Source organism: Hymenobacter bucti, from assembly GCF_042681145.1.
Taxonomy (GTDB): domain Bacteria; phylum Bacteroidota; class Bacteroidia; order Cytophagales; family Hymenobacteraceae; genus Hymenobacter; species Hymenobacter bucti.
On sequence record NZ_JBHUFD010000005.1, the window covers coordinates 509,358 to 534,486 of the forward strand.

Consider the following 25,129-nt stretch of genomic DNA (forward strand, 5'->3'; position numbering starts at 1 on the left):
ATTTCTGAATAGAGCTGGGGCCTCGTACGTAGCGTAGGGGCTTCGGGGTGCGCCGCGTACTTTTGCGCCATGAACAAGCAGGTCTTATTAGTTATTCTAGACGGGTGGGGCATCGCCCCGAATACCAAGGCTTCGGCCGTTGACCAGGCGCAGACTCCTTACTACCACGGGCTCCTACAGCGCTTTCCGCACAGCACCCTACAAGCCTCGGGCGAGGCCGTGGGGCTGCCCGAAGGCCAGATGGGCAACTCGGAGGTGGGCCACATGAACATCGGGGCCGGCCGGGTGGTGTACCAGGAGCTGGTGCGCATTGGCAAAACCATCCAGGAGCGCAAGCTGGGCCAGATTCCGGCCCTGAAAAATGCCCTGGACTACGCCCGCGAAAACAATAAGCCCTTCCACCTCATTGGCCTGCTCTCGGATGGCGGGGTGCACTCGCACATCGAGCACGTGAAGGCCCTGTGCACCATCGCCCACGAGGCGGGCGTGCACAAGACCTTCGTGCACGCCTTCACCGATGGCCGCGACACCGACCCCAAGGGCGGCGTACACTACGTGAATGAGCTGGAGCAGCACGCCGAGCGCACGGGCGCCAAAATTGCCTCCATCGTGGGCCGCTACTACGCCATGGACCGCGACCAGCGCTGGGAGCGCGTGAAAGTGGCCTATGACCTGCTGGTAAACGGCGTGGGCTCGCCCTCGCAAAACCTGATTCAAAGCATTCAGGAGCAGTATAAAGAAGGTGTTACTGACGAGTTTTTAAAGCCCATTGTGAAGACTGGGGCCGACGGCCTGCCGCTGGCTACCATCCAAGACGGCGACGTGGTGCTATGCTTCAACTTCCGCACCGACCGGGGCCGCGAAATCACAGAGGCGCTCACGCAGCAGGACTTTAATGCCTACCAGATGCACCGCCTCAACCTGCGCTACCTCACCATGACGACGTATGACGCGACGTTTCAGGGCGTAACGCCGATTTTTGAGAAAGACAACCTGGATAACACCCTAGGGCAGGTGCTGGCCGCGCACGGCAAGACGCAGATTCGGATGGCCGAAACCGAGAAGTATCCGCACGTCACGTTCTTCTTTTCGGGCGGGCGCGAGCTGGAGTTTGAGGGTGAAAAGCGCATCATGCGGGCCTCGCCCAAAGTGGCGACCTACGACCTCGCCCCCGAGATGAGCGCCTACGAGCTGCGCGACGCGCTGGTGCCAGAATTAAAAAATAATGCGGCCGATTTCGTGGTAGTCAACTTCGCTAACCCCGACATGGTAGGCCACACCGGCGTGTTTGAGGCGGTAATAAAGGCCGTGGAAACCACCGACGCTTGCGCCCGCGACGTGGTCGAGACGGGCCTGGCCGCCGGCTACGCCTGCATCGTTATTGCCGACCACGGCAATGCCGAATATATGCGCAATGAAGACGGCTCGCCCAATACGGCGCACACTACTAACCTGGTACCCTGCATCTTGGCTGCCGATGGCTACATCGGCACGCTGGCCAACGGCAAGCTCGGCGACATTGCCCCCACGGTATTGCAGCTGATGGGCGTGCCCCAGCCCGCCGACATGACCGGCCAGAGCCTACTGCGCCCTACCAACGCCTAGGCCGAACAAAAAGCCCCTTGTTTTTCTTTTCTCGTAGGGCCCCGCCGGGCAGCAGCGCAGTGGCCGACGACCGTCGGCCCGCGGCTCGCCCGGCGGGGCTCTTCTTTACTCATGAGCTGTAGTAGTTATTTTTTCCTAGGTGGAGCGCTGCTGGCGCTCGGCGGCTGCGACGGCGGCAGCCGGCCGGCCGACCCATCCGCGCCCGGCATCTCAGCCCCCACCGGCCCTTATTACGATGTACGCCGCTTTTTGGATGGTCAGGTTGGGTTGCTCAACGCGCGCCACATGGGGGCAACCAAGCAAACTAGCTTGCGCGATAATGCCTATGAGCAAGCGACTGTGCCCGAGATAAAATGGGCCGACGAATTACAAATTTTTTATCAGGCTGACATTAATAAAGCGGCCCTACGCGGAGCTTACATCCTTGATTCACTCGTAGTGCCCGGCCAGGGGCTGCGCCGCACTTATACCCTGCGCCCCGGCTTTCCACACGCTTCAGTGCTGCGCTTGGCCGTGAGCGGGCCCCTCGTCGGCTTCCCACAACGTATTGAGGCCCAGATACGCCAGAATAATACCCTGTTTTATTCAGCTAAAAGCTTGGACATGCACTTTGAGGGCGGGCAACTCCGGACCTACCAGGTGCGAGGCGTGCAAAAGCTGGTGCTGTTCGACTCGCTCCGATTTAACATGTCGGCGCGGGTGCTCTGAAAAGCGGCTGGCGCTCTTACGGGTTGACCAGCAACCCGCCTAGGTAGTTAAAAGCACTATTCCCCCATCAAAGTAGCCACCACCCAGCGGCGGCCGCCGTGGCGGCGGTGCTCGCCCAGGCACAGGCCCTGCCAGGTACCTAGGAGCAGGCGGCCGTTGGCAATGGGCACCGTCACGGAGTTGCCGAGCAGGGCCGCTTTGAGGTGGGCCGTCATGTCATCGGGGCCTTCCAGGGTATGCTGAAAGTAGGGCGCATTGTCGGGCGCCAGGCGGCGGAAATACTCCTGAAAATCGCGCCGCACGGTGGGGTCCGCGTTTTCGGTGATGAAGAGGCTGGCCGAAGTGTGCTGGATGAAGAAATTGGCCGTACCCGTGCGCAGGCTTTCCAGTTCGGGCAGTTCGGCCAGCAGCAGGTCAGTGATGAGGTGAAAGCCCTCGGTCACGGCGGGCAAACGCAGGCGTTTTTGGATGTAGCGCATGTTATTAATGGGTAATGGGGTAATTAGCGTAATGGGTAATGAGCTTAGCCAATGAAATACTAAGCTCATTACCCATTACGCTAATTACCCCATTACCCATTACTTAGTGGTGTGGTAGGCCCCCAGGGCCGGGCGGTTGGCGTCGCGGGGCAGGTTCAGCAAGTCGCGTAGCAGCAGCGGTGCTGCTTTCTGCGTGGCTCGGTCGAGGCCGGGCGAGTCCGCCTTCAAGCGGTAGTCGCTACTCGGGCCGGTACTGATGCTTTTGAATGATGGGTAGTTGTAGCTATACGTGCCAATGAGGTTATTGAGGCTCGGTTGCGCCAGGCCGGGCGTGCCGGGCGCGTTGGCCGTAGCGGCGTAGCGCTCGGTAGCGAGCATCGTGTTTTGGATGCTGACCCCGGCGCTGTAGTCGTCGTAATTATCAAGGAACAGTTCGTCGCGAATAGAACCCCAGACGATGGAGTTTTTCAGACTCAGCGTCAGCCCAGCGTTCTTGGTCTTGCCATCGGCGGCCACGTTGGTAAAGGTCAGCGAGGCCGTGCTGCGCACGCTGGTGGTGGCGGGGTAGTTGGCAATGGTGCAGTAATTGAGCGCGTACTCGCCGCCCCCGATACCCAGCACCGCGTACTCGTAGCAGTCGCTGAACAGCGTATTCTCCATCGTGGCTTTGCCGGCCACGCTCAGCACGCCGGCCCCTAGGTCAAGGGTACTCTTAGAACCGGCGAAGCTCACGGCATAGCCCGAGATGTAGCGGATAACTGCGTTTTGCAGCAGCACATCGGGCCGCGGACTCAGGTTATCGGGGTTATAAAGCAGCACGCCCACCGTGGCATTCTGAATCTGGGCGTAGCGAATAATATTGCCGCGGCTGCTCGCATGCAGCACGATACCCGTCCACTGCCCCGGCGCGGTGGCGTACTGCGCCTCGCCGCTGCGGTCGCCGCTAAAGCGCACGATGTCGGTGTTGGTCGCCTTCACCGTATCGGTGGCCGCCGTGCCGGGCGCGTAGTCGGCGGGGCTGTTTACCAACAAAGTACCCCGCACGATGAGCGCCGCCCCGGCGTGGGCGTACACGCGGGTACCGGGCTTAATCCGCAATGTGCAGCCCACCGGCACCACTACCGAGTTGTAGAGCACATGCGGCCGGTCATTGGTCCACACCGCGTTGCAGGCCAATGGCACGTCATCATGCAGGTAAATATTCTGCCCAAACGAGCGCAGCAGCACGTGCTGGTCCTGGCCATTGGTGCGGAAGTTTAGCTTTTCCTCCAGCACGTAGTCCTTGGGCGCGCCATTCTGGCCGTTGTCGGGTAGCTTGGCCCGCACCAGCACCAGCAGACTGTCCTCGCCCCGAATAAACAAGTTGGTCGCCGTCTGCTTCAGGTCGCCGTTGATGAGCAGCGTGTAGGCCGAGGTGGCGGGCCGGTCAAGGCCGATGAGGTCGACATTGACGCCCCTAGGGTTGCGGTTGTACACCCACAGTCGCTTCGTAACGGTGCGCAGGTTCGTGAAAACCGTGTCGAACTTCACCGTGTCGGCCGAAAACGCCAGCGCGCCGCTCGTTTGCAATTCCTCCTCCCGCGGCTTACAACCGGGCAGAAAGAGGCTGAAACCAGCGCTCAGCAGCAGAACAACGGGAAACAGTAACTTCCTAAACATAAAATAAGCTCAAACACAGCCCATCAAACGACCACTATTACCTACTAGTATGCCTATAAAAATGTCATGCTGGACTTACGAAGCGCCTTGCTCACCAGTTCTCTAAAGCAATGGTAACAAGGCGTTTCGCAAGCCCAGCATGACAATCATCACAAGGCAGTTCTCAGGACAGCCAGCCGCGCCAGCGGCGTATCCGCGCAATCAGTTAAATCCGTTAAATCTGCGGTCTATTCAGTGCCTACTTTCAGGCGGTCGGCGCTCTCAACCAAGCGCAGCTGCTCCACAAAGTCGTCGATGTTGCCATCCATCACGCTGGGCAGGTTGTACACGGTGTAGCCGATGCGGTGGTCGGTCACGCGGCCCTGCGGGTAGTTGTAAGTCCGGATTTTATCGGAGCGGTCGCCGCCGCCAATCATGCCCTTGCGGATGGCGCCTTCGGCCTCGTTCTTCTTGGCCAACTCAATCTCAAAAATGCGCGAGCGCAACACGCCCAGCGCCTTATCAAAGTTCTTGAGTTGCGACTTCTGGTCCTGGCACTGGGCCACGATGCCGGTCGGGATGTGGGTGAGACGCACGGCCGAGTAGGTCGTGTTTACCGACTGCCCGCCGGGGCCGGAGGACATAAACAAGTCCTTACGGATATCATTCATGTCCAGGTCGATATCAAACTCCTCCGCTTCGGGCATCACTACGATAGAAGCCACCGAGGTGTGGATGCGGCCCTGAGTTTCGGTGGCCGGCACGCGCTGCACGCGGTGTACGCCGCTCTCAAACTTGAGCTTGCCATACACGTCCTCGCCTTTCACAGAAACCACGATTTCTTTGTAGCCGCCGGCGGTGCCGTCCATAGCGTCCACGAGCTCCATTTTCCAGCCCTGCTTTTCGGCGAAACGCAGGTACATACGTTGCAAGTCACCAGCAAATAGCGAAGCTTCGTCGCCGCCCGCGCCGGCCCGAATTTCCATAATCACGTCCTTGGAGTCGTTCGGGTCTTTCGGAATTAATAATTCTTTGATGGCCACTTCCATGCGGTCGGCTTCGGGCACCAGCTCGTCGAGCTCGGCCTTGGCCATCTCGCGGAAGTCCTCGTCTTTTTCGGTCGAAACGACCTGGCGCGCGCCCTCTATATTACTGAGCACCTGCTGATAAGCGCGGTAGGCAGTTACGATTCTACCCAGCTCCTTAAATTCTTTATTCAGGCTCTTGAAGCGCTTCATGTCGCCCATCACCTCGGGCTGCATGAGCTCGTGGTTCACGTTGTCGTAGCGCTCGCGGATGGCTTCGAGTTTATCCAGCATTTTGTAGTCGGAAAAAATAGTCAGTAGTTTGCAAAGATACGGCTTGGTAACAACGTCCTTTGCGGTCGGCGTTCCGCGCCAATTGTTTACGCTGGTTTGGCCTCGTGCTGAGCCTCTAGTGCGCGACGGGCTACGGCCAATCGGGCGTTCGATTTTATGCAAGTTCTGAAGTTCGGCGGCACGTCGGTTGCCTCGGCCGAGAATATCGAAAAGGTAATCGCCATCGTGACGCGCGCGCTGGCCCAGGGGCCAGTAGCACTGGTCGTATCGGCCCTGGGGGGCACCACCGACGCGCTCATTAACGCGGGCCGCGCCGCCGCCAGCCACGACGAAAGCTTCCGCCAAGCCCTGCGCCAGCTCGAAGCGCGCCACTTCACCGCCGCCGAGCACCTGCTGCCCTCCTTCGAGGCGCAGGCCGAAATTCAACCCTGGCTCACGGCCCAGTTTACGGAGCTAGTGCTACTGGCCGACGGCATTTTTGCCCTAGGCGAGCTCTCGCCCCGCACCTTGGACCGGCTGATGAGCTACGGCGAACTGCTGTCATCGCGCTTAGTAGTGGCGGCGCTGCAAGCCCGCGGCGTGGCCGCCGCCTGGGCCGACAGCCGGCTGCTCATCCGCACCAACTCGCGCTTTGGCACGGCCCAGGTCGATGAGACCGCCACCGAGCAGCTAGTAGCTGATTTCCAAGCCAAAACCACCGAAAACCTGTGGGTGGCGCCCGGCTTCATTGCCGCCGATGCCGAGGGACATACGACTACCCTAGGGCGGGGCGGCTCCGACTACACGGCCGCCATCTTGGCGGCGGCCCTAGGTGCCGAAAAGCTTGAAATCTGGACTGATGTGAGCGGTATGCTCACCGCCGACCCGCGCCTGGTGCGCTCGGCGCGGCCCATCGCGCGCATCAGCTACGAGGAGGCCATGGAGCTTTCGCACTTTGGGGCCAAAGTGCTGTACGCGCCCACGGTGCAACCGGTGCGCCAGCGCGGCATCCCGATGTGGATTAAAAATACCTTCGCGCCCGCCGACTACGGCACGCTGGTAGAGGTGGCCCCGCCGCCGAGCATCGGCGTGGTGCGCGGCCTATCGAGCATCGGCAACTTGGCGTTGCTGAACCTAGAGGGCAGCGGCATGGTGGGCGTGCCGGGCTTCTCAGCGCGGCTATTCGCGGCGCTGGCGCGGGCTCGTATCAACGTGGTGCTTATCACCCAAAGCTCGTCGGAGCACTCCATTTGCGTGGGCGTGAACGAGGCCGATGTGCCCGCCGCCCAGTCGGTAGTAAACGAAGAATTTGCCGCTGAAATCGCGGCCGGCCGACTAGAGCCGCTGCGGCCCGAAACCGGCCTGGCCATCGTGGCGCTGGTGGGCGATATGATGCGCAACCACCCCGGCATCAGCGGGCGCCTGTTTAGCGCCCTAGGGCACAATGGCGTGAACATCCGGGCCATTGCGCAGGGCGCGAGCGAGCGCAACATCTCGACCGTCATTCGGGCCGCCGACGTGCGCAAGGCCATCAACGTACTGCACGAGGAGTTCTTCGAGGCCACGTATAAACAGGTCAACCTTTTCATCCTGGGTCCCGGCAACGTAGGCGGCAAGCTGCTGAGCCAGTTGGCCCAGCAGCAGGAGTACCTGCGCGACAAGCTGGCGCTCGACCTGCGCGTGGTGGCCATCGCCAACAGCCGCCACTGCCTAGTGAGCGACGAGGCGGGCCTCGACCTCGCCACCTGGCCCGAGGCGCTGGACAAAGCCCCGGCCCTGTCGCTGCCCGATTTTACGCAGCTCATCATCGATAAGAATCTGCGCAACAGCGTGTTCGTGGACGTGACGGCCAACCCGGCCTCCGCCGACCAGTACGCGCCGCTGCTGGCCAAGAGCATCGCCGTGGTGGCCTGTAATAAGGTAGCGGCCTCGGCGGCCTACGCCTCGTACCGGCAGCTCAAGCAGCTGGCCCTCGATTTCAACACCAAGTACCTGTTCGAAACCAACGTGGGCGCCGGGCTGCCGGTTATCGGCACGCTGGCCGACCTCACGCGCAGCGGCGACGTGGTGCGCCGCATGCAGGCGGTGCTCTCGGGCACGCTTAACTTCGTGTTTAATAACTACGACGGCTCGCGGCCCTTTGCCGAGGTGGTGGCCCAGGCCCAGGCCGAAGGCTATACCGAACCCGACCCGCGCCTCGACCTCAACGGCTCGGACGTGGCCCGCAAAATCCTCATTCTGGCCCGCGAAGCCGGCCAGCAGCTGGAAATGAGCGACGTAGCCAACGAAAGCTTCCTGCCCGCCTCCTGCCTCGACGGCGACGTAGCCGCCTTTTACAAAGAACTGGCCGTGCATGAGTCGCACTTCCGGGCGCTCTACGAGGCAGCCGCGACAGAGGGCAAGCGCCTCAAGTTCGTGGCCCAGTACGCCGATGGTCAGGCCTCGGTGGGCTTGCAGCAGATAGCGCCCGGCCACGACCTCTACGAGCTGCGCGGCAAAGACAACGTGGTGCTCTTTTACACCGACCGCTACCCCGAGCAGCCGCTGGTGGTGAAGGGCGCCGGCGCGGGCGCCGAGGTCACGGCCAGTGGCGTGTTTGCCGACATCATCCGGGCCGCTAGGTTGTAGTTTAATTATGAATTAAAAATTATGAATTATGAATGACTGAAGGTTGAGTTTAGGACGGTGCAAAACCGCTTTTCCTGCATTCATAATTCATAATTTTTAATTCATAATTCAATGACATGCCCCTCCCCTCTTCCGTCACGGTGCACGCGCCCGCTACGATTGCTAATGTCGGCTGCGGCTTCGACGTGCTCGGGCTGTGCCTGACCGCGCCATACGACACGGTGCGCCTCACGCGGCGCGACCAGCCGGGCCTCATCATCCGGCACCTCGACGATTACGACCTACCTACCGACCCCAACCGCAACGTGGCCGGCGCCGCTCTGCTGGCGCTGTTGCGCGAGGTAGACGAGCCCCTGGGGTTTGAGGTGGAGATTACGAAGGGCATTCGGCCGGGCAGCGGCATTGGCAGCAGCGCGGCCAGCGCAGCGGGCGCCGTGGTGGCGGCTAACGCGCTCCTAGGTAATCCGTTCGATAACAAAAAGCTGGTGGACCTGGCCATGTATGGCGAGGCCGTAGCCTCGGGCGTGCGCCACGCCGACAATATCGCGCCCGCTATTTGCGGCGGCTTCACGCTGGTACGGGCGGTGCTGCCGGTACTCGACGTGGTGGCCCTGCCCGCCCCGCCGCTGTGGGTGGCCGTGGTGCACCCGCAGTTTGAAGTGAAGACCCGCGAGGCCCGTGCTGTGCTACCGACCCAGGTGCCGCTAGCGCTGGCCGTGCGCCAGTGGGCCAACGTGGGCGGCCTGGTCGCCGGCTTCTTAACCCATGACAACGAGCTTATTAGCCGCGCCCTGGAAGACTACATTGTGGAGCCGGCGCGGGCGGCCCTCCTCCCCGGCCTGGGCGATGCGCGGAAGCGGGCGCTGGCGGCCGGTGCCCTAGGCGGCGGTATTTCGGGCTCGGGCCCATCGATTTTTATGCTGAACCACGACGAAGCAACGGCCCACGCCGCCGCCGAGGCCATGGGCAGCGTGTACCGCAAGATGGGCATTGCTTTTCACCTGCACGTGGGGCCGATTGCAAGCGAAGGCGCGCGAGTGGTAGCCACGGAATAACACGTATCAATGGTCGTCATGCAGAGCGCAGCAAAGCATCTCGCGTGGCGCAGTAATCAACGCAAAAAGGTTAGTCGTCCACGCGAGATGCTTCGCTGCGCTCTGCATGACGACCGTATTCAGCATCATACTATGCAGTACTACAGTCTCAATCGCCAGTCGCCGCCCGTTGATTTTCGGGCCGCCACCATTGCCGGGCAGGCGCCGGATGGCGGCTTGTACTTCCCCGCAAGCATCCCACAGTTCTCGGCTGATTTTCTGAAGAACCTGCCCAATCTCTCGCAGGCCGACATTGCTTACACCGTGATGCAGCCCTACGTGGGCGACACTATTCCGGAGGCCGACTTGCGCCGCATCTGCGCGGAGACGGTCGATTTCCCGTTTCCGCTGGTGCCGGTGACCGAGCACATCGGGTCGCTGGAGCTGTTTCACGGGCCCACGCTGGCGTTTAAGGACGTGGGCGCCCGGTTTATGAGCCGCTGCCTAGGGTACTTTTCGCGGGGCGAAACCGCCCCGGTGACGGTGCTGGTAGCGACCTCCGGCGATACCGGCGGGGCAGTGGCGCACGGCTTTTTGGGCGTACCAGGCGTGGAGGTCGTCATCCTCTACCCCACCGGCAAGGTGAGCCCGCTGCAAGAGTTGCAGCTCACGACCCTAGGGCAAAATATCACGGCGCTGGAGGTTGAAGGCAACTTTGACGACTGCCAGCGGCTGGTGAAGCAAGCATTTCTGGACGAAGGCCTAACCAGCCGCCGTACGCTCACCTCGGCCAACTCCATCAACGTAGCGCGCTGGCTACCGCAGCAGCTCTACTACCTGTTTGCCCTGCAACAATGGGCGCCGGCCGCGCCGCCGGTAGTGGCTGTGCCGAGCGGCAACTTCGGCAACCTGTGCGCCGGGCTGCTGGCCCACGTGTCGGGGCTGCCGGTGGGCCACTTCATCGCCGCCTGCAACGCCAATGACGCGGGCGCTGAGTACCTGCGCACGGCCATTTTCGCGCCCAAAACGGCCGTAGCTACCATTTCTAACGCCATGGACGTGGGCCACCCCAGCAACTTCGTCCGCATCCTGGAGCTGTTCAAGCACGAGCACACCACCATCAGCCAGCTGCTGAGCGGCTACACCGTGACCGACGCCGACACTGGCGCTACCATTCGGCGCGTGCAGGCCGAGCACGATTACCTGCTCGACCCGCACGGCGCGGTGGCGTTTTTTGCCCTCGAAGACTACCTGAAAAAGTACCCCGCCGCCGCGGGTTTCGTGCTGGCCACGGCCCACCCGGTGAAGTTTCCGGAGGTGGTCGAGCCGCTCATCGGCCGCAAAATTGAGCTGCCCGCCGCGCTGCATTACCTCCTGGCCAAGCCCAAGCATAGCGTGCCGCTGGCCCCGAGCTACGAGGCGCTGCGCGAGTGGCTGCTACAATAGGTGAAGTAGCTCGAACTCTGCGAATCTGAGCGCGAGCGCAGCTCGCATCTGCGTAAGCGAACGTTTACTAACCGCGGACGCGAGCTGCGCTCGCGCTCGGACTCACAGAGTCCAAGCTACATTCTATTACCTCGCAACCTTCGGGCGGCCTAAGCGGTTGGCAGCAGTATGATTTTAGCAAAAATCAAGTCTACGCATGCCCTAGGGCTGCTGCTGGCGCTGGCTGCTTGCCGGCCCGACCAAGTAAAGCACTTGCCTGGCACCAAACAGATAGCCGAAGAAACCGCCAACTGGGAAGTCAAGCGCATCATGCCTAATGACTTGCTGCACGCCACCCGCTGGGCCGGCGACTCGATTACGGCCTACGCCGACACGCTGCTGCGCCGCACCCTGGCCCGCGAGCTGGCGGCGGGCGGCGTGGCCCGGGCCGCGGCTTTTTGCCGGCCCCAGGCCTACCACGCCGTCGACTCGATGGCCCGCAAGTGGCACGCCCGCCCGCGCCGCGTGGAGTGGCAGCCCACCGCTGCCAATGCCACCCCGGCCGCCGTAGCGGCGGCGGGCTTGCTGCCCGATACCCTGCGCCTCATTGGCCGGCCGGCGGCCGATACGTTCTACTATCAGCGGCCCATTGTGCTGCGCAGCAACCTGTGCCTGCGCTGCCACGGCCAGCCGGGCCACGACCTCAGCGCCGCCGAGGCCAAGCTGCTCCAAACCCAACACCCCGGCCTGCGCGCCGTGGGCCGGCAGCGGGGCCAGGTGCTGGGCGCGTGGCAGCTCACGCTGGAGCGCGACGGCGTGGCCGAGTTCTACACCATGAAAACGCGCAAGAAGTGGAAGGAGCACAAGATGCCGAAGCTCTTCTAAGGTTAGCTCAGTTGCCCCCAGTAAGCGCCGGCGCCAGTTGCCCGCGGGCAAGGCGGCAAGCTGGCCGGGCTAGGTGCCGCACTTTGTGCCCTAGGCAAATAACCTGAGCTTTACCACAAGGCGTTTTGGCTTAATCATTCTTTCACCCCAACCAGCGCTTTTTGCGTAAGCGGGCCATCGGCACCCGCGGCCGGCCGCCAACCGGTGAAGGTAATTGTTGGCGAAGCTCCTTAAGGTAATGACTGAAGAATACCCTGTTATCATCATTGGCGCCGGAATGGCGGGCTTGGCCTGCGCCAACTGGCTGCACCGCGCCGGCCGCCCGGTGGTGGTGCTCGAAGCCGCCGATGCCGTGGGCGGACGCGTGCGCACCGACGTAACGCCGGACGGCTTTCGGCTCGACCGAGGCTTCCAGATTCTGCTGACTGACTACCCCGAGGCGCGGCGCATCTTCGACTACGGCGCGCTGGAGCTGAAAACCTACCAGTCGGGCGCAGTAGTGCGGCTGGCCAACGGCGAGGAAACGACCATCGAGAACCCTTTGCAAGTGCCACTGGCGGCTTTTGCCGCCCTGGCTTCACCCATTGGTACGTTTACCGACAAGCTGCTCATTGCCAAGTTTGTGGCCGAGCTGCAGGGCCGCTCGCCCGAGCAGCTGCTGGCCCGCCCCACCGAAACTACGCTGAGCTTTTTGCGGCGCTACGGCTGGAGCGAGCAGATTATCAACAATTTCTTCCGGCCCTTCTTCGGCGGGGTGTATCTCGACCGGGAGTTGGGCACGGCCAGCAATTTCTTCGCCTTTGTGTTCCAGCAGTTTGTGCGGGGCAATGCGGCCATGCCGGCCCTAGGTATGCAGCAGCTGCCCGAGCAGCTGGCCGCCCGCCTGCCGGCGGGCACCGTGCGCCTGCTCACGCCCGTGGCAGCGGTGCTGGATGCCGGTCGCACCGTGCGCTTGGCCAGCGGCGAAACCCTGCAAGCAGCCACCACCGTCCTAGCTACCGATGGGCCGGCCGCGGCGCGGCTACTCGCCACCGACCAGCCCGCGCTGGCCTTGCCCGCGGCGCGGCCCACCACCTGCACCTATTTCACCACGGCCGGCGCCACGCCGGGCTACGGCCGCTTGCTGCATCTCAACGCTGCCCCGCAGGCACTGGTACACAACGTGGCCTTCCCAACCGCGATTAGCACGGCCGTAGCGCCCAGCGGCCAAGGGTTGGTATCGGTAAGCACGCACGGCGAGCACGGCCTCAGCGACGAAGACCTGACCGCTCGGCTGCGCACCGAGCTGGCCGCGTGGTTTGGGCCCACCGCCGCGCTGTGGCAGCACTTGCGCACGTATCGTATTCCGCAGGCGCTGCCCGTGTATGGGCCGGGCCAACCGGTGCAGCAGCAGCTGCGCCTCACCGACACGCTGCTGCGCTGTGGCGACTGGGTTTCCTACCCCTCGCTCAATGCCGCGCTAGGCACGGGCCGGCAAGCCGCCGAAATGCTGTTAAATTAGGCATAGGTACACAGCCCAATTCCCGATGCTGGTGGACACCGGGAAGTAGGCTGCGTATTTGAGCCTGGGTTTAGGTTACCTAGGTTGGCACGGCTACTCCGCTTTTTTACGGGCTTTTTTGGCGGCGGCCGTGTTGGCTACCACGTGCTCGCCCACTTTGGTGCCGGCTTTTTTCTTGTCATTCGTTGCCTTTTTTTCCGCATCACTTAGTTCATCCCAGGCTTTTTTGGGTAGGTAGCGGGTGGTGGTGCCCGCGCGGCGGGCGGGCTTGCCGTCGGCCGTTTTCCATTCCTGCTTGGTCCACTCCTTCAGGTCTTTCTGCTTGGAATTGGGGTGGCGGTTTATGTAGCCGCCACCAGTTTTTTGGTAAGCCAAGGTAAGGAGCTGCGACTTGCGCGCGCTCCACGTGCCGGGCTCGCCGCCCTTGGCGGCGGCGCGGATTTCATCCTTCAAACGCTCGCGCAGGGCGGGGTCAGAATAGGTATTTTCGAGGGTACGCCGGCGGGCTGCGGGTCGAGTTTTGGTACGTTTGCGGGCCGGAGTGCTACTGGCGTCATCGGCAGGGGCTGGAGTCTTCATCAGGGAGGCCATTATAGTAGAACGTCTAAGGAACGCAGCTTTAGTTGAGGGGTTGCTTCAAAAAAATACTTTTAATTCAGTGTTGAACTCTCGCTGTCAATTTATTAAACAAATACTTGCTCTATCAACCACCAATGGTCGAGGCAGCCGGCAACGCCTCTCTGGGCGCTAGCTTCGGGCGCCAAAGACCCTAAACCATTTACTATTCAATATATGTTAAAATTAATACGCTTTATTACTTTAGTATTTATATTAATCCTGCACGGCGCGCCCCAGCTTCGGGCGCAGCGGGTGGGGCTGGTACTGAGCGGTGGCGGCGCTAAGGGGCTCGCGCACATCGGCGTGCTCAAGCAGCTCGAGGCGAACGGCATTCCCATCGACTACATCATCGGCACGAGCATGGGGGCGGTGGTGGGGGCCATGTATTCGGCCGGCTACTCGCCGCGCGAGATAGAGCAGATTGTGCTTTCGCCCGAGTTTCAGTACTGGGTATCGGGCAAGCAGCTTCAGGATAAAACCTTCAATTACCTCACCGCCGAGCCCGACCCGTCGGCCCTGCGCCTGGGCGTGGCGCTCGACTCGGCGCTGCGCGCCCGTGTGGTGCCCAATCTGGTCAATGACCTCAATCTTAACCTAGCCCTGGCCAAACTGCTGGCGCCGGCCGGAGCCACCAGCGGCTACGATTTCGACCGGCTCTTCGTGCCCTACCGCTGCCTGGCGGCCGAGATTTTTACCCGCACCCAGGTAGTGCAGAAGTCGGGCAACCTAGCCGATGCCGTGCGCAACTCGATGGCCGTGCCGCTGGCCTTCCGGCCCATCCGCAACCCCGACGGGCGCTACCTCTTCGACGGCGGCATCTACAACAACTTCCCCACCGACGTGATGCGGCGCGAGTTTCAGCCCGACATCATTATTGGGGTGAACGTGGGCGATGTCTCGTTTAAGAAATACCCCTTTCAGCAGGATGACAAGCTGCTGACCAATGCGTTGGTGTTCCTGGGGGCCAACGTGGCTGACACCACCAGCGTGGGCAAGAACGGCATTTTCATCCAGCCGGCGCTGGAGGACATTGGCTCCACTGAATTCGACCGCGTGCGCACCCTCATTGGGCGGGGCGACACGGCCACCCAGCGCAAGCTAGCCCTGATTCGCCAGCGCATCGGCCGCCGCGTCGATACGGTGGAGCTGCAGCGCCGCCGCCTGGCTTTTCAGCAGGCGGCGCCCGCGCCGCGCTTTGTGCAGGTGCGGGTGCAGGGCCTGCGGCCCGACCAGAACAGCTACGCCGAAAAGTTTTTTCGGCGCCAGGGCTCGCGGTATAGCCTCGATGACCTGGAAGAGGGCTACTACCGCCTGGCGGCCGACGACTACTTCCGCAACATTTATCCGCGCATTCGCTACGACCCGGCGCAGCAGGGCTACGTGTTTTCGGTCGATGCCCAGCAGAACAACAACGTGGCGGCCGAGGTGGGCTTTGCGCTCAGCACGCGGCCCATTGATAATCTATACTTTGGGATAGAATTTAAGTACCTGCGCAGCCTACTCTATTCGGTGGGCGCCAACGTGAGCCTAGGGCGCTTTTACAACGGGGCGCAGGGCAATTTCCGCGTCAACGTGCCGGGGCGGGTGCCCTTCTTCGTGCAGCCCCAAATTACCTACAATCAGTGGGATTACCAGAACACGGGCGGCCTGCTGGGGCGCGATGCGCTGAGCACCCCCGTGCGGCAGCAAGACACCAAAGTAGGTGGCCAAATCGGGATTTCGCCCCGCTACCGCGCCCGCGTGGTGCTCGACCTAGGGGCCTTCTACAACGTGGACAACTACTCGAACACCACCGATGTCAGCTCGACCGACGTACTGGCGCGCACCTCGCTCCGGGGCGGCACGGCGGCCATCCGCTTTGCCCGCAACTCGCTCAATCGCAAGCAGTACGCCGTGGCGGGCCGGCGCTACGTGGTGACCCTGCGCGGCGTCACGGGCACCGAGTCCTTCACGCCCGGCACTGCCTCACTGCTGCAAACCGAGGCCAGCCGCCGCCACGACTGGCTACAGCTGCGCGCCACCTACGAGCGCTACGTATCGCTGCGGGGTGAGAAGCAGGCCTGGGGCTACTTTGGCGAGCTGATGGCCAGCAGCCAGGGCCGTTTTCTCAACTACCGCTCGTCCTTGACCAACGCGCCGGTGTTTGCGCCGCTGGTCGATTCGCGCACGCTGTTTCTGGATAACTACCGCTCGGCGCACTACGCGGCCGCGGGTTTGCGCTACAACCAACCGGTGTTCGGCAGCCTCGAATGGCGCTCCGAGCTGTACGCCCACGTCAACTTTAACCAGCTAACGGAGGTAAACCAGTTGGCCGAGCTGCGCCGCGGCTTCAGCCGCCCCCACCTCACGGGCTCGACGGGCCTGCTCTTCACCACGCCCGTGGGCCCGCTGGCCGTGCACGCCGTGTACTACGACGACCCCAACCACCGCTTCGCCGTGTACGGGCACCTAGGGTACATTTTGTTCCGCAGCCGCTCGCTGGAGTAGTTCATGGGTAATTGGCGTAATGGGTAATGAGCGTAATAGCTGCTCATTATCCACTACGCCAATTACCCATTACTCAAATTACCCCTGCACAACAGGCCAGCCGTCTTCGGTGTAGTCAACTTTGCTCAGCAGCATAACGCGGCGCGAGTAGCCTTGCTCATCGTTGAGGGCGTCGAAGGTAGGCTGCTGGCGGTCGATGGCGTGGTAGAGCAGCCAGTCCTGGCCGTGGTCGTCGGTGATGAGCGAGTTGTGGCCAGGTGCCTGCCAGCGAGCGTTTTCAGTGAGGATGGTGCCGGCCGTGCCCGTGGCCTGGGTTTGGTAGGGGCCGGTGGCGTGGCGGGCGCGGGCCACCAGCACGGCGTAGCGAGCATCGGGGCCGCAGCAGTTGTCGCCCGAGTAAAAGAGGTAGTACCAGCCGGCGCGGTAGTGCACCCAACTGCCCTCGATGAGGTGGCCGTAGGGCGTGGGGTCGTCGGGGGCGCGGGTTTCGACTAACACCTCGGCCACCGAGCCTGCGGCAAAGCCTAGGCCATCGGCGGCCAGCTCACGCACCCGCAGTGGCCCAAAGCCCGAGCCCCAAAACAGCCACTGCCGCCCGTCAGCCGGGTCCACGAAGCGCATGGGGTCGATGTTCTCGAAGCCCGCGCCGCCCGCCAGCAGCGGCTGGCCGCTGTCGATAAAAGGGCCCTCGGGCCGCTCGGCCACGGCGATACCCAGGCAGTGGCCGGCGCTAGGGTCGTTGGGCTGCGCCGAATAATACATGAGGTAGCGGCCATCGGGGTGGCGGCTCACGTCGGGCGCCCAGAAGCGCTGGCTGGTGGCGGCCCAGGCGGGCTTGGTGGGCAGCGCCTCGCCTAGGTGCTCCCAGGTGGCGAGGTCGAGCGAGCGCGCCACCTGGAAGTTCAGCACCTGGCCAGCGCGCTTAGTTTGGGTGGCATAGGCATAGTAGTAGCCATCGGGCGCCCGCAGCACGCTGGGGTCGGGGAAGTCGGCGTCGAATACCGGATTTTGGTAGGTCATTGCGCAGCAAGCTTTTGCAACGCTTTCCACACATCCTCTGGTGCCTCTAGCGGCAGCAAGTGGCCAGCCTCCGGCACCACTACTAGCGGCGTGCCGACGGGCAGCAGCGGCAGCGTTTGCTGCTGCTGCGCGGCGAGCGGAATGGCGTGGTCCGCATCACCGACCAGCAAACTACACGGCACTTGAACAGCGGGCATCAGAGCCGAAATATCTTCCTTCGAGCCGTGCTCCAGCCAGGCATCCCAGGCGGCTTGGCTGGTGCGCAGGTTGTCAGCAATTACTTGCGCGCGCACTTCCTTAGCCACCGGACGAATAACGATTTTGGTCGCCGTCTTTTCGGCTTCCAGGTGCTGGCCGTAGGCCGCCAGGCTGGCCGCCCGGTCTTCGTCGCCGATGGGCTCGGGCGTGGGCGGCGAGGGCGACAGCAGGAGCAGGCCGCGCAGCCCCGCGGGCTGGCGGGCGGCCAAGGCCAGCGCAATTTTGCCGCCCATGCTGTGGCCGATTAGCACGTACTCCGCCAGCTTTTGCGCCGCCGCGTACTCCGCCACCCAATCGGCATAGGCCCCTACCGAGTAGTCGAAGCCCGCGGGCGCGGGCTGCGCGCCAAAGCCCGGTAAATCGGGCGCCAGCAAGGAAGTGCCCGCCGGCAGCAGGCCCCGCAAGTGGTTGTATTCGTGGCCGGCACCGGCCCAGTAATGAAGCGCGAGATAAGTAAGCACAGCTAGCTAGGCTCCTAGGGCCCCGCACTGCCGGGGCCGTGGGCCGCGGCGTATACGCGCGGCTCAGCGGCGTGGCCACTAAGCCAGACATTGGATGGTAGAATTAGCGGCCGAATGCTTATCTTGCACTAGCTCTGCCCGGCTACCTAGGTAATGTTTTAGCCTTACAGCTACCTTTTACCTGGCAAACTGGCGAGGCGTAGCCGCTCCTAGGTCGATTGAACTCCGGTTTTAACCGATGATTGGGGTAGCTTCGCCGCCACTGCGGGTTTTAGAAAGAATATTTTTTGCTTATCTGATAGCGTCCTTGCATTACTCGCAACGGGGCCGCTACATTTGGCCCGATTATCGCGGGCTTCATCTGCTGCTCACTCTTACCTTTTCTACTCTTAGCTGCACTCTATCGACTAAAGCACTACATTCTCCTAATTAGTAGTCCTTTATGGAACCCCTGCAGCCGAGCGATTCTGCGCTCATCGCCCTTTACCTGGCTGGCCACGAGTCGGCCTTTGCCCAGCTGCTCCAGCGCCACCAGGCGCGGGTCTTCACGACTATCCACCTCGTGGTGCGTGACCCCGATGTGGCCGACGACCTCACCCAGGATACCTTCATAAAGGCCATCCACACCCTTAAGAGCGGGCGCTACCAGGACGAAGGCAAATTTGCCTCGTGGCTGTGCCGCATTGCCCACAATTTGGCCATCGACGCGTTTCGGCGCGCAAAAAGAGCGCCCCAAACGAGCCTCGATGACAACATCGGGCTTGCTAACTCGTTACACCTTTCGGAAGAACCGACCGACGAAGTACTCGGCCGTGAAGAGAGCCACGCGCAACTGCGTCAGCTTATTCAGGAGCTGCCAGCGGCGCAAAAGGAAGTACTGCTCATGCGCCATTACGGCGATATGAGCTTTCAGGAAATTGCCGACGCAACCGGTGTCAGCATCAATACGGCCCTGGGCCGGATGCGCTATGCGCTTATCAATTTGCGGAAGAAAATGGCCGCGCACGCCCTTCTATATGATACAAACCTTACCCCATCCAACGCTGCTTCGCTACGTCTACAACGAATTGCCAGCTGATGAGCAGCATGAGGTCGAAGACGCCCTCCTGCACGACCCCGAACTAGCCGCCGCCTGTGCCGACCTGCTGCTCGCGCAGCGGGCGCTCAGCAGCCTGGCCAGCGAACCAAAATTATCTACCACCGCTAACATCCTACGCTATTCGCAAACATTTCTACGCTAGTTAACTTACGGGAAGTGCGCTGATTACGGCTTCGCAACGACGAGGGCCTACCTGCTTGGCAGCGTAGGTGCCGCACCTTTGCGTTTGCGTAGTTCGCGCACTTTTTGCATTGCCTAGGTTATGACCCGCCCCGAACGGTTTCGCCGGTTTCTCGATTACTTCACCACGCACTATCCCGAGCCGCGCACCGAGCTGGCCTACGGCAGCCCCTACGAGCTCATCGTGGCCGTGGTGCTGAGTGCGCAGTGCACTGACAAGCGCGTGAACCAGGTGATGCCCGCGCTGCTGGAGCAGTTTCCGACCGCCGCCGAGCTGGGCGCGGCCTCGGCCGAGGATATTTTCCCCTTTATCCGCAGCGTATCGTACCCCAACAACAAGGCCAAGCACCTGGCCGGCCTAGGTCGGCTGCTGATGGCGGAGTTTGGGGGCGAGGTGCCGAGCACCATTGAGGAGCTGCAGCGCCTGCCGGGCGTGGGCCGCAAAACGGCCAACGTGGTGGTATCGGTTATCTACAACCAGCCCGCGATGGCCGTGGACACGCACGTATTCCGAGTATCGCACCGGCTGGGGCTGGTGCCCAAAACGGCCACCACGCCGCTCGCTGTGGAGAAAGGTCTGGTGAAATACATTCCGCAGGAAGTGATTCCGAAGGCCCACCACTGGCTGATTTTGCACGGCCGCTACGTGTGCGTGGCGCGCACGCCCAAGTGCAGCGTGTGCCCGCTCACCGATTTTTGCGCTTATTATCAGAAGCTTGCCAAGGCGCAAGCCACGTAGCACGGCCCGATTAAAGCTAAAGCTTGCAACCCGGCACCCGATGATTATCAAGACAATCATCAACCAAATTTTTGCAAAGGCGCTCCTTGTGGGCTACCGTGGTTGGCGCGGGCACCTAGGGTCGACCGAAGGCTAGGCACTGGCTATAAGCTTTCTATAAATATATTGCGCAGTCAGTTTTAGGAGGCCGCCCCTAGTTAGGCAAAGCTAAAGCGTGGCAACCCCGCCTTTTTCGCTTTTGCATGATGCACCGATTACTGTACGCGGGCGCTTGCTGCCTGGCTTTGGCCATGCCTTACCGCGCGTGCGCGCAAGCCCCTGCAGCCGACTCGGTGGCCCTGGCCGCCGCCGTAGAGGCCGCTACCCAGCACTACACCAGGGTTACCCAGACCGAGTCGGTCTTGTTCAGCGGCCCCGAATACGTAGACCACACCCTGCCGGGCACCATTGGCCACCAGTTCCTTATGAGCGCGGAGCCGCAGCTGGGCACAGTCACGTATCGCAATGCCTACTTTCAGCAGGTGCCGCTGCGCTACGACCTAGCCCTCGACCGGGTGGTGCTGACTTACCCCAACCAGGTTGCCAATATTGTGCTGGTGCCGGAAGCGCTCACTGATTTTTCGCTGCAAAACCGCCACTTCATCCACGTGCTGGGCGACACCTCGGCCAGTGCCCAGCTCCCCGCGGGCTTCTACGAGCTGCTGCAAGCGGGGCCGGTGAGCCTGCTGGCCCGCCACAGCAAGTTTCTGCTGCAAACGACTGTGCACCAGAGTCTGGTGTTTAAGTTCAAGCAAGTTGACAAGCTCTTTGCCCGCTCGGGTAGCACCGTAGCAGAGGTCGGCCGCCTCAAAGACCTGTTGGCGCTGCTACCGGCCCACAAATCTGAGGTGCAGCGCTATGCCCGCCAGCAAAAGCTACGCTTTTCGCCAGCGCGGCGCGAAGCGTCTGCCACGAAAGCCCTGCGCTACTACTATACGCTGCCGCAGTAGCCGGCACCTGGCCCGCCTAGGTTTGGGCCACGGCCAGGTGCTGGCTACTGCGGCGTACTGTCCTTCCTAGCTATTTGCTATGCCCCGTTTCTACCTTATTATATTGCTGGCTGGGCTACTGGCTGGCGGCTACCCCACCTTCGCTCAGCAAGCTTCGCCACCCATCAGCGGCGATTTTCGCAACCTGCGCTTCGAGCAGTTTGCGCAGCGCGTGGAGGCCCAGACGCCCTATCGCTTTTACTTTGACCCGGCGGTGCTGGATAGCGTAACGGTGCAGGTGCAGCCCAACGGCTTGCCGCTGGTGGCCGTGCTGCGGCAGATTTTTGAGCACTCTTCGCTGCGCTTCGCCATCGACGAAGCTACCAACCGGGTGTTCATCACCCCCGATTACCCACTGCAAACGCGCTTGCCGGACGATTTTTTTCCGGCGGCCCCGGCCAGTGGCAGCCCGCCAGCCATTGCTAATACGGCGCCCGCCCCGGCGCGCACCAGCCGGCCCGCGGAGGTGGGCACCTCCGAGTTCAAAGTGTATGAGATTGGGCCGCGCCAGGCCGCGCCCCCCAGCGGGCGGGCGACGCTGACAGGTGTGGTGCGCACCAGCAAAGAGCCCGTGCCAGGCATAGCCGTGTTCGTGGATGCGCCCAATATCGGCACAGCTACCGACAAGCTGGGCGCGTATTCGCTCACGCTGCCGGTGGGCCGCTATAACCTCAATATTCGCGGCCTAGGCATTCGGCCCACGCGGCGGCAAATTTGGGTGCACGCCAACGGTCGCCTCGATTTGGAGGTGCTGTCCGATGCGACGTCGCTGCGCGAAGTGGTGGTGCGGGGCCAGAAAGAGGGCAACGTGCGCGGCATGCAAATGGGCGTGCAGAAGCTTGACATCAAGATTATCAGGCAGGTGCCCACGGTGTTTGGGGAGGCCGATATCCTGCGGGTAATAACGGCGCTGCCCGGCGTAAAAACCATTGGAGAAGGCAGCACGGGCTTTAGCGTGCGCGGCGGCGGCACCGACCAAAATCTGGTGCTCTTCAATGGCGCCACCATCTACAACCCGGCCCACTTGTTCGGCTTCTTTTCGGCCTTTAACCCCGACGCGGTGCAGTCGGCCGAGCTCTACAAAAGTGCCATTCCGGTGCGCTACGGCGGGCGGCTGGCCTCGGTGCTGGAGATTGAGGGGCGCGAGGGCAACCGCAAGAAGCTGGGCGGGGCGGGCGGCATCGGGCTGCTCACCAGCCGCCTGGAGCTGGAAGGCCCCATTGGCCCAGACAGCTTGGTGGGCACGGAGGCCAAAGGCTCTTTCCTGGTGAGTGGGCGCACCTCGTATTCCGACTGGCTGCTGCACCAGGTGCCCAGCCCTACCCTAAAAAATAGCGCGGCGTCGTTCTATGACCTAAGCGCCTACCTAACCTACGACCTGGACGACAAAAACACAGTTTCGGCCACTGGCTATTTCAGCCACGACCAGTTTCGGCTGGCCAGCGATACTATTTATGAGTACCGCAACACGGCGGCCGCGCTCAAGTGGAAGCACACCTTCAGCCCGCAACTGGCCGGCACGCTCACGGGCACCTACAGCCGCTACGGCTTCAACCTGAAGACGACGCGCAACGAATACGCGGCGTCTACCTTCGATTACAACATCAACCAGGCCGCGGTGCAGGCCGATGCCAGCTACCTGTGGCACGCCAAGCACACCCTGGACTTCGGGGCCAGCACGCTGCTCTACAACACGGCCCCTGGCAATCAGCAGCCGCTGGGCGAGCAGTCGCTGCTGCTGCCCACCGTCATTCAGCACGAGCGGGCCCTGGAAAGTGCCGTGTACGCCGCCGACCGCTTCGAGATTAGCCCCCGCTTTGCGGTGGTGCTGGGGCTGCGCTACTCGTTTTTTCAGGCCCTAGGTCCGCGCCAGGTGCGCGAATACGTGCCGGGCCTTTCGCGCGGCGAAAGCACCGTGACCGGCACCACCGACTACAGCGGCGGCCAGGTGCTGGCCAACTACGGCGGCCCCGAGTGGCGGTTCTCGGCCAAGTACGAGCTCACGGCCAACTCGTCGGTGAAGGCCAGCTACAACCGCACCCGCCAGTACATTCACCAGCTCACCAACACCACCGTGGTCTCGCCCACCGATAGCTGGAAGTTGAGCGACGGCTACATCCGGCCGCAGGTGGGCGACCAGGTGGCCCTAGGGTACTACCACAACTTCAAGCGCAACACCGTCGAGTTTTCGGTGGAGGGCTACTACAAGCACATCCAGGATTTTCTGGACTACAAGAGCGGCGCCGTGCTGCTGTTGAACCCCCACCTCGAAACCGACGTGGTGAACGCCAACGGCCGCGCCTACGGCGTGGAGGTGCTGCTGCGCAAAAACGTGGGCAAGATAAATGGCTGGCTTAGCTACACCTACGCCCGCTCTTTGGTGCAGGTGAGCACGCCAACCGACGTGGTGAACAACGGCAACTGGTACCCGAGCAACTACGACAAGCCGCACGATGTGACGCTGGTGGGCAATTACCGCTTTTCGCGGCGCTTCAACACCTCGCTCAATTTCAACTACAGCACGGGGCGGCCCATTACGCTACCGCTGGCCAAGTACTACATTGACAACGCCTACCGGGTGTACTACTCGGACCGCAACGCCTACCGGGTGCCCGACTACTACCGCGTCGATTTTGCCGTCAACTTCGAGGGCAACCACCGCATCAAGAAGCTGGCGCACAGCTCCTGGACCGTTTCCATCTACAACCTGACGGGCCGGCGCAACCCGTACTCGGTCTACTTCCAGTCCACGGGCGGCCAGATTAAGGGCTACCAGCTCTCCATTTTTGGGCAACCCATCCCCACGCTCACTTATAACTTCCGCTTCTGATGCGTACTGCGCCCACCCTCACGCCCCTCGCCTGCTGTGGCCTGCTCGCGCTAGCCCTAGGTGGCTGCGTCGATGCCTACACGCCCGATGTCATCAGCGCGCCCGCCAGCTACTTGGTGGTCGATGGCTTCATCAATGGCAACGGGGCCACCCGCATCAAGCTCTCGCGCACCCAGAATATTGCCTCGGCCGCCGCCCCCACGCCCGAAGCCCGGGCCACGGTCTACGTGCAGAGCGCGGCGGGCGCCCGCTACTCGCTGCGCGAGCGCAGCCCCGGCTTTTATCAGTCTGATAGCTTGATGCTTAGTCCGGGCCAGTATCAGGTGCGCATCAGCACGGCCGGCGCTAGCCCGGCCACCTACGAGTCGGCCCTGGTGCCCCTCAAGGCCACGCCGCCCATCGACAAGCTAGGCTGGCAGCGCGAGGGCAACGAGCTGCGGGTGGTGCTGAGCACGCACGACGCCACCCAGCAGACCCGCTACTACCGCTGGAAGGTGCTCGAAACCTGGGAGTTTAATGCCGCCTACCGGTCTTCGCTGGAATACTACCCCAACCTCAAACAAGTGGGGGGCCGCATCACGCCCATCTACACGTGCTGGCGCACCGAGCAGCTCACTACCATCAGGCAAGCCACCTCGGTGCAGCTTAGCCAGGATGCGCTGGTCAACCACATTTTGCTCAGCTTCTCGGACCGGGCCGAGCGCATTAAAATTCGCTACAGCGCGCTGGTTACGCAGTACGCCGAGACCGCCGAGGAATTTGCCTACTACGAGCAGCTGCGCAAGAACACCGAGGCCATCGGCACCGTCAACGACCCCTTACCGGTACAGCTCACCGGCAACGTGCACCGCACCGGCACCGCTACCACCGAGCCCGTGTTAGGATACGTGGGCGCCCACACCGTGCAGCAACAGCGGCTTTTTGTTAATCGGGCCGAACTGCCTTTGCCCAGCGACTGGGCGTTCGACTCGCCCTACTCCGGCTGCAAGCTCGAACCGGAAATTCTGAGCAATTACAGGCCGCCTCTTTCGTATCCGCAGACCTTGACTTTTGCTAGTCCCGACTACGTTCCTCTTTATCCTTATGCCAACCCAGACACGGGAAAGCTTGATGGGTACTACGGCTCTACGCGCGAGTGCGTAGACTGCCGCGCGCGCGGCAGCATCACGAAGCCGAGCTTTTGGTAATCACTCGCCTAGGCTGGCTGC

20 protein-coding genes are annotated in these 25,129 nt (G+C 62.2%); 14 read left to right on the forward strand and 6 right to left on the reverse strand.

Features of this window, described 5'->3' with window-relative positions; translation table 11 throughout:
- Nucleotides 1–69 precede the first annotated feature (69 nt).
- Both gpmI and ACFSDX_RS14325 read left to right on the forward strand, forming a co-directional pair.
- On the forward strand, nucleotides 70–1,605 hold the full coding sequence (gene gpmI, locus ACFSDX_RS14320) for a 2,3-bisphosphoglycerate-independent phosphoglycerate mutase (RefSeq protein WP_382314662.1): 1,536 nt from the start codon (nucleotides 70–72) through the stop codon (nucleotides 1,603–1,605).
- Between the two features lie 111 nt (nucleotides 1,606–1,716).
- Nucleotides 1,717–2,313: a hypothetical protein gene (locus tag ACFSDX_RS14325; protein ID WP_382314664.1), complete on the forward strand. Its 597-nt coding sequence runs from the start codon at nucleotides 1,717–1,719 to the stop codon at nucleotides 2,311–2,313.
- Between the two features lie 56 nt (nucleotides 2,314–2,369).
- Here ACFSDX_RS14325 and ACFSDX_RS14330 read toward each other — a convergent pair whose 3' ends face one another.
- The 3 genes from ACFSDX_RS14330 to prfA form a co-directional block, all read right to left on the reverse strand.
- Nucleotides 2,370–2,792: a secondary thiamine-phosphate synthase enzyme YjbQ gene (locus tag ACFSDX_RS14330; protein WP_382314666.1), complete on the reverse strand. Its 423-nt coding sequence runs from the start codon at nucleotides 2,790–2,792 to the stop codon at nucleotides 2,370–2,372.
- A gap of 99 nt (nucleotides 2,793–2,891) precedes the next feature.
- Complete coding sequence (locus ACFSDX_RS14335; RefSeq protein WP_382314668.1) at nucleotides 2,892–4,451, reverse strand: hypothetical protein; 1,560 nt, start codon at nucleotides 4,449–4,451, stop codon at nucleotides 2,892–2,894.
- Between the two features lie 227 nt (nucleotides 4,452–4,678).
- Nucleotides 4,679–5,749: a peptide chain release factor 1 gene (prfA, locus tag ACFSDX_RS14340; protein ID WP_382314670.1), complete on the reverse strand. Its 1,071-nt coding sequence runs from the start codon at nucleotides 5,747–5,749 to the stop codon at nucleotides 4,679–4,681.
- 156 nt (nucleotides 5,750–5,905) lie between these two features.
- Here prfA and thrA point away from each other — a divergent pair, with 156 nt between their 5' ends.
- From thrA to ACFSDX_RS14365, 5 genes are all read left to right on the forward strand, one after another.
- Nucleotides 5,906–8,356 carry a bifunctional aspartate kinase/homoserine dehydrogenase I gene (thrA, locus tag ACFSDX_RS14345; RefSeq protein ID WP_382314672.1) on the forward strand — a complete coding sequence of 817 codons (2,451 nt, stop codon included), beginning with the start codon at nucleotides 5,906–5,908 and terminating at the stop codon, nucleotides 8,354–8,356.
- A 116-nt stretch (nucleotides 8,357–8,472) separates the two neighbouring features.
- Nucleotides 8,473–9,411: a homoserine kinase gene (locus ACFSDX_RS14350; RefSeq protein WP_382314674.1), complete on the forward strand. Its 939-nt coding sequence runs from the start codon at nucleotides 8,473–8,475 to the stop codon at nucleotides 9,409–9,411.
- A gap of 132 nt (nucleotides 9,412–9,543) precedes the next feature.
- Nucleotides 9,544–10,836, forward strand: a complete 1,293-nt coding sequence (gene thrC, locus ACFSDX_RS14355) for a threonine synthase (RefSeq protein WP_382314676.1) — start codon at nucleotides 9,544–9,546, stop codon at nucleotides 10,834–10,836.
- Nucleotides 10,837–11,004: 168 nt separating this feature from the next.
- Nucleotides 11,005–11,700: a c-type heme family protein gene (locus ACFSDX_RS14360; RefSeq protein ID WP_382314678.1), complete on the forward strand. Its 696-nt coding sequence runs from the start codon at nucleotides 11,005–11,007 to the stop codon at nucleotides 11,698–11,700.
- Between the two features lie 238 nt (nucleotides 11,701–11,938).
- Nucleotides 11,939–13,201: a protoporphyrinogen/coproporphyrinogen oxidase gene (locus ACFSDX_RS14365; protein WP_382314680.1), complete on the forward strand. Its 1,263-nt coding sequence runs from the start codon at nucleotides 11,939–11,941 to the stop codon at nucleotides 13,199–13,201.
- Between the two features lie 93 nt (nucleotides 13,202–13,294).
- Here the strand turns inward: ACFSDX_RS14365 and ACFSDX_RS14370 are convergent, their stop codons facing one another.
- The gene (locus tag ACFSDX_RS14370) at nucleotides 13,295–13,780 is read right to left on the reverse strand and encodes a hypothetical protein (protein WP_382314682.1); all 486 of its coding nucleotides are present in this window, start codon (nucleotides 13,778–13,780) and stop codon (nucleotides 13,295–13,297) included.
- 213 nt (nucleotides 13,781–13,993) lie between these two features.
- Here ACFSDX_RS14370 and ACFSDX_RS14375 point away from each other — a divergent pair, with 213 nt between their 5' ends.
- Nucleotides 13,994–16,306 carry a patatin-like phospholipase family protein gene (locus tag ACFSDX_RS14375; protein WP_382314684.1) on the forward strand — a complete coding sequence of 771 codons (2,313 nt, stop codon included), beginning with the start codon at nucleotides 13,994–13,996 and terminating at the stop codon, nucleotides 16,304–16,306.
- 78 nt (nucleotides 16,307–16,384) lie between these two features.
- On the opposite strand, the gene ACFSDX_RS14380 is transcribed toward ACFSDX_RS14375, so the two are convergent.
- Both ACFSDX_RS14380 and ACFSDX_RS14385 read right to left on the reverse strand, forming a co-directional pair.
- On the reverse strand, nucleotides 16,385–17,326 hold the full coding sequence (locus tag ACFSDX_RS14380) for a glycoside hydrolase family 43 protein (protein ID WP_382314686.1): 942 nt from the start codon (nucleotides 17,324–17,326) through the stop codon (nucleotides 16,385–16,387).
- Entirely contained in the window at nucleotides 17,323–18,045 is a 723-nt protein-coding gene (locus ACFSDX_RS14385; RefSeq protein WP_382314688.1) for an alpha/beta fold hydrolase, read from the reverse strand. Before ACFSDX_RS14385 ends, ACFSDX_RS14380 begins: the two co-directional genes overlap by 4 nt.
- Before the next feature lie 442 nt (nucleotides 18,046–18,487).
- Between ACFSDX_RS14385 and ACFSDX_RS14390 the strand changes: the two genes are divergently transcribed.
- The 6 genes from ACFSDX_RS14390 (at nucleotide 18,488) to ACFSDX_RS14415 (ending at nucleotide 25,108) form a co-directional block, all read left to right on the forward strand.
- Nucleotides 18,488–19,123 (forward strand): RNA polymerase sigma factor, encoded by a 636-nt coding sequence (locus tag ACFSDX_RS14390; protein WP_382314689.1) that lies wholly within the window; start codon nucleotides 18,488–18,490, stop codon nucleotides 19,121–19,123.
- On the forward strand, nucleotides 19,062–19,286 hold the full coding sequence (locus ACFSDX_RS14395; RefSeq protein ID WP_382314690.1) for a hypothetical protein: 225 nt from the start codon (nucleotides 19,062–19,064) through the stop codon (nucleotides 19,284–19,286). The genes ACFSDX_RS14390 and ACFSDX_RS14395 overlap by 62 nt, the downstream gene beginning before the upstream one ends.
- A 120-nt stretch (nucleotides 19,287–19,406) precedes the next feature.
- The gene (gene nth / locus ACFSDX_RS14400; protein ID WP_382314691.1) at nucleotides 19,407–20,063 is read left to right on the forward strand and encodes an endonuclease III; all 657 of its coding nucleotides are present in this window, start codon (nucleotides 19,407–19,409) and stop codon (nucleotides 20,061–20,063) included.
- Between the two features lie 242 nt (nucleotides 20,064–20,305).
- A complete protein-coding gene (locus ACFSDX_RS14405) occupies nucleotides 20,306–21,052 on the forward strand; it encodes a hypothetical protein (protein WP_382314692.1) in 747 nt (248 codons plus the stop codon).
- Between the two features lie 79 nt (nucleotides 21,053–21,131).
- Complete coding sequence (locus ACFSDX_RS14410) at nucleotides 21,132–23,921, forward strand: TonB-dependent receptor (protein ID WP_382314694.1); 2,790 nt, start codon at nucleotides 21,132–21,134, stop codon at nucleotides 23,919–23,921.
- Nucleotides 23,921–25,108 carry a DUF4249 domain-containing protein gene (locus ACFSDX_RS14415; protein ID WP_382314696.1) on the forward strand — a complete coding sequence of 396 codons (1,188 nt, stop codon included), beginning with the start codon at nucleotides 23,921–23,923 and terminating at the stop codon, nucleotides 25,106–25,108. Before ACFSDX_RS14410 ends, ACFSDX_RS14415 begins: the two co-directional genes overlap by 1 nt.
- Nucleotides 25,109–25,129 lie beyond the last annotated feature (21 nt).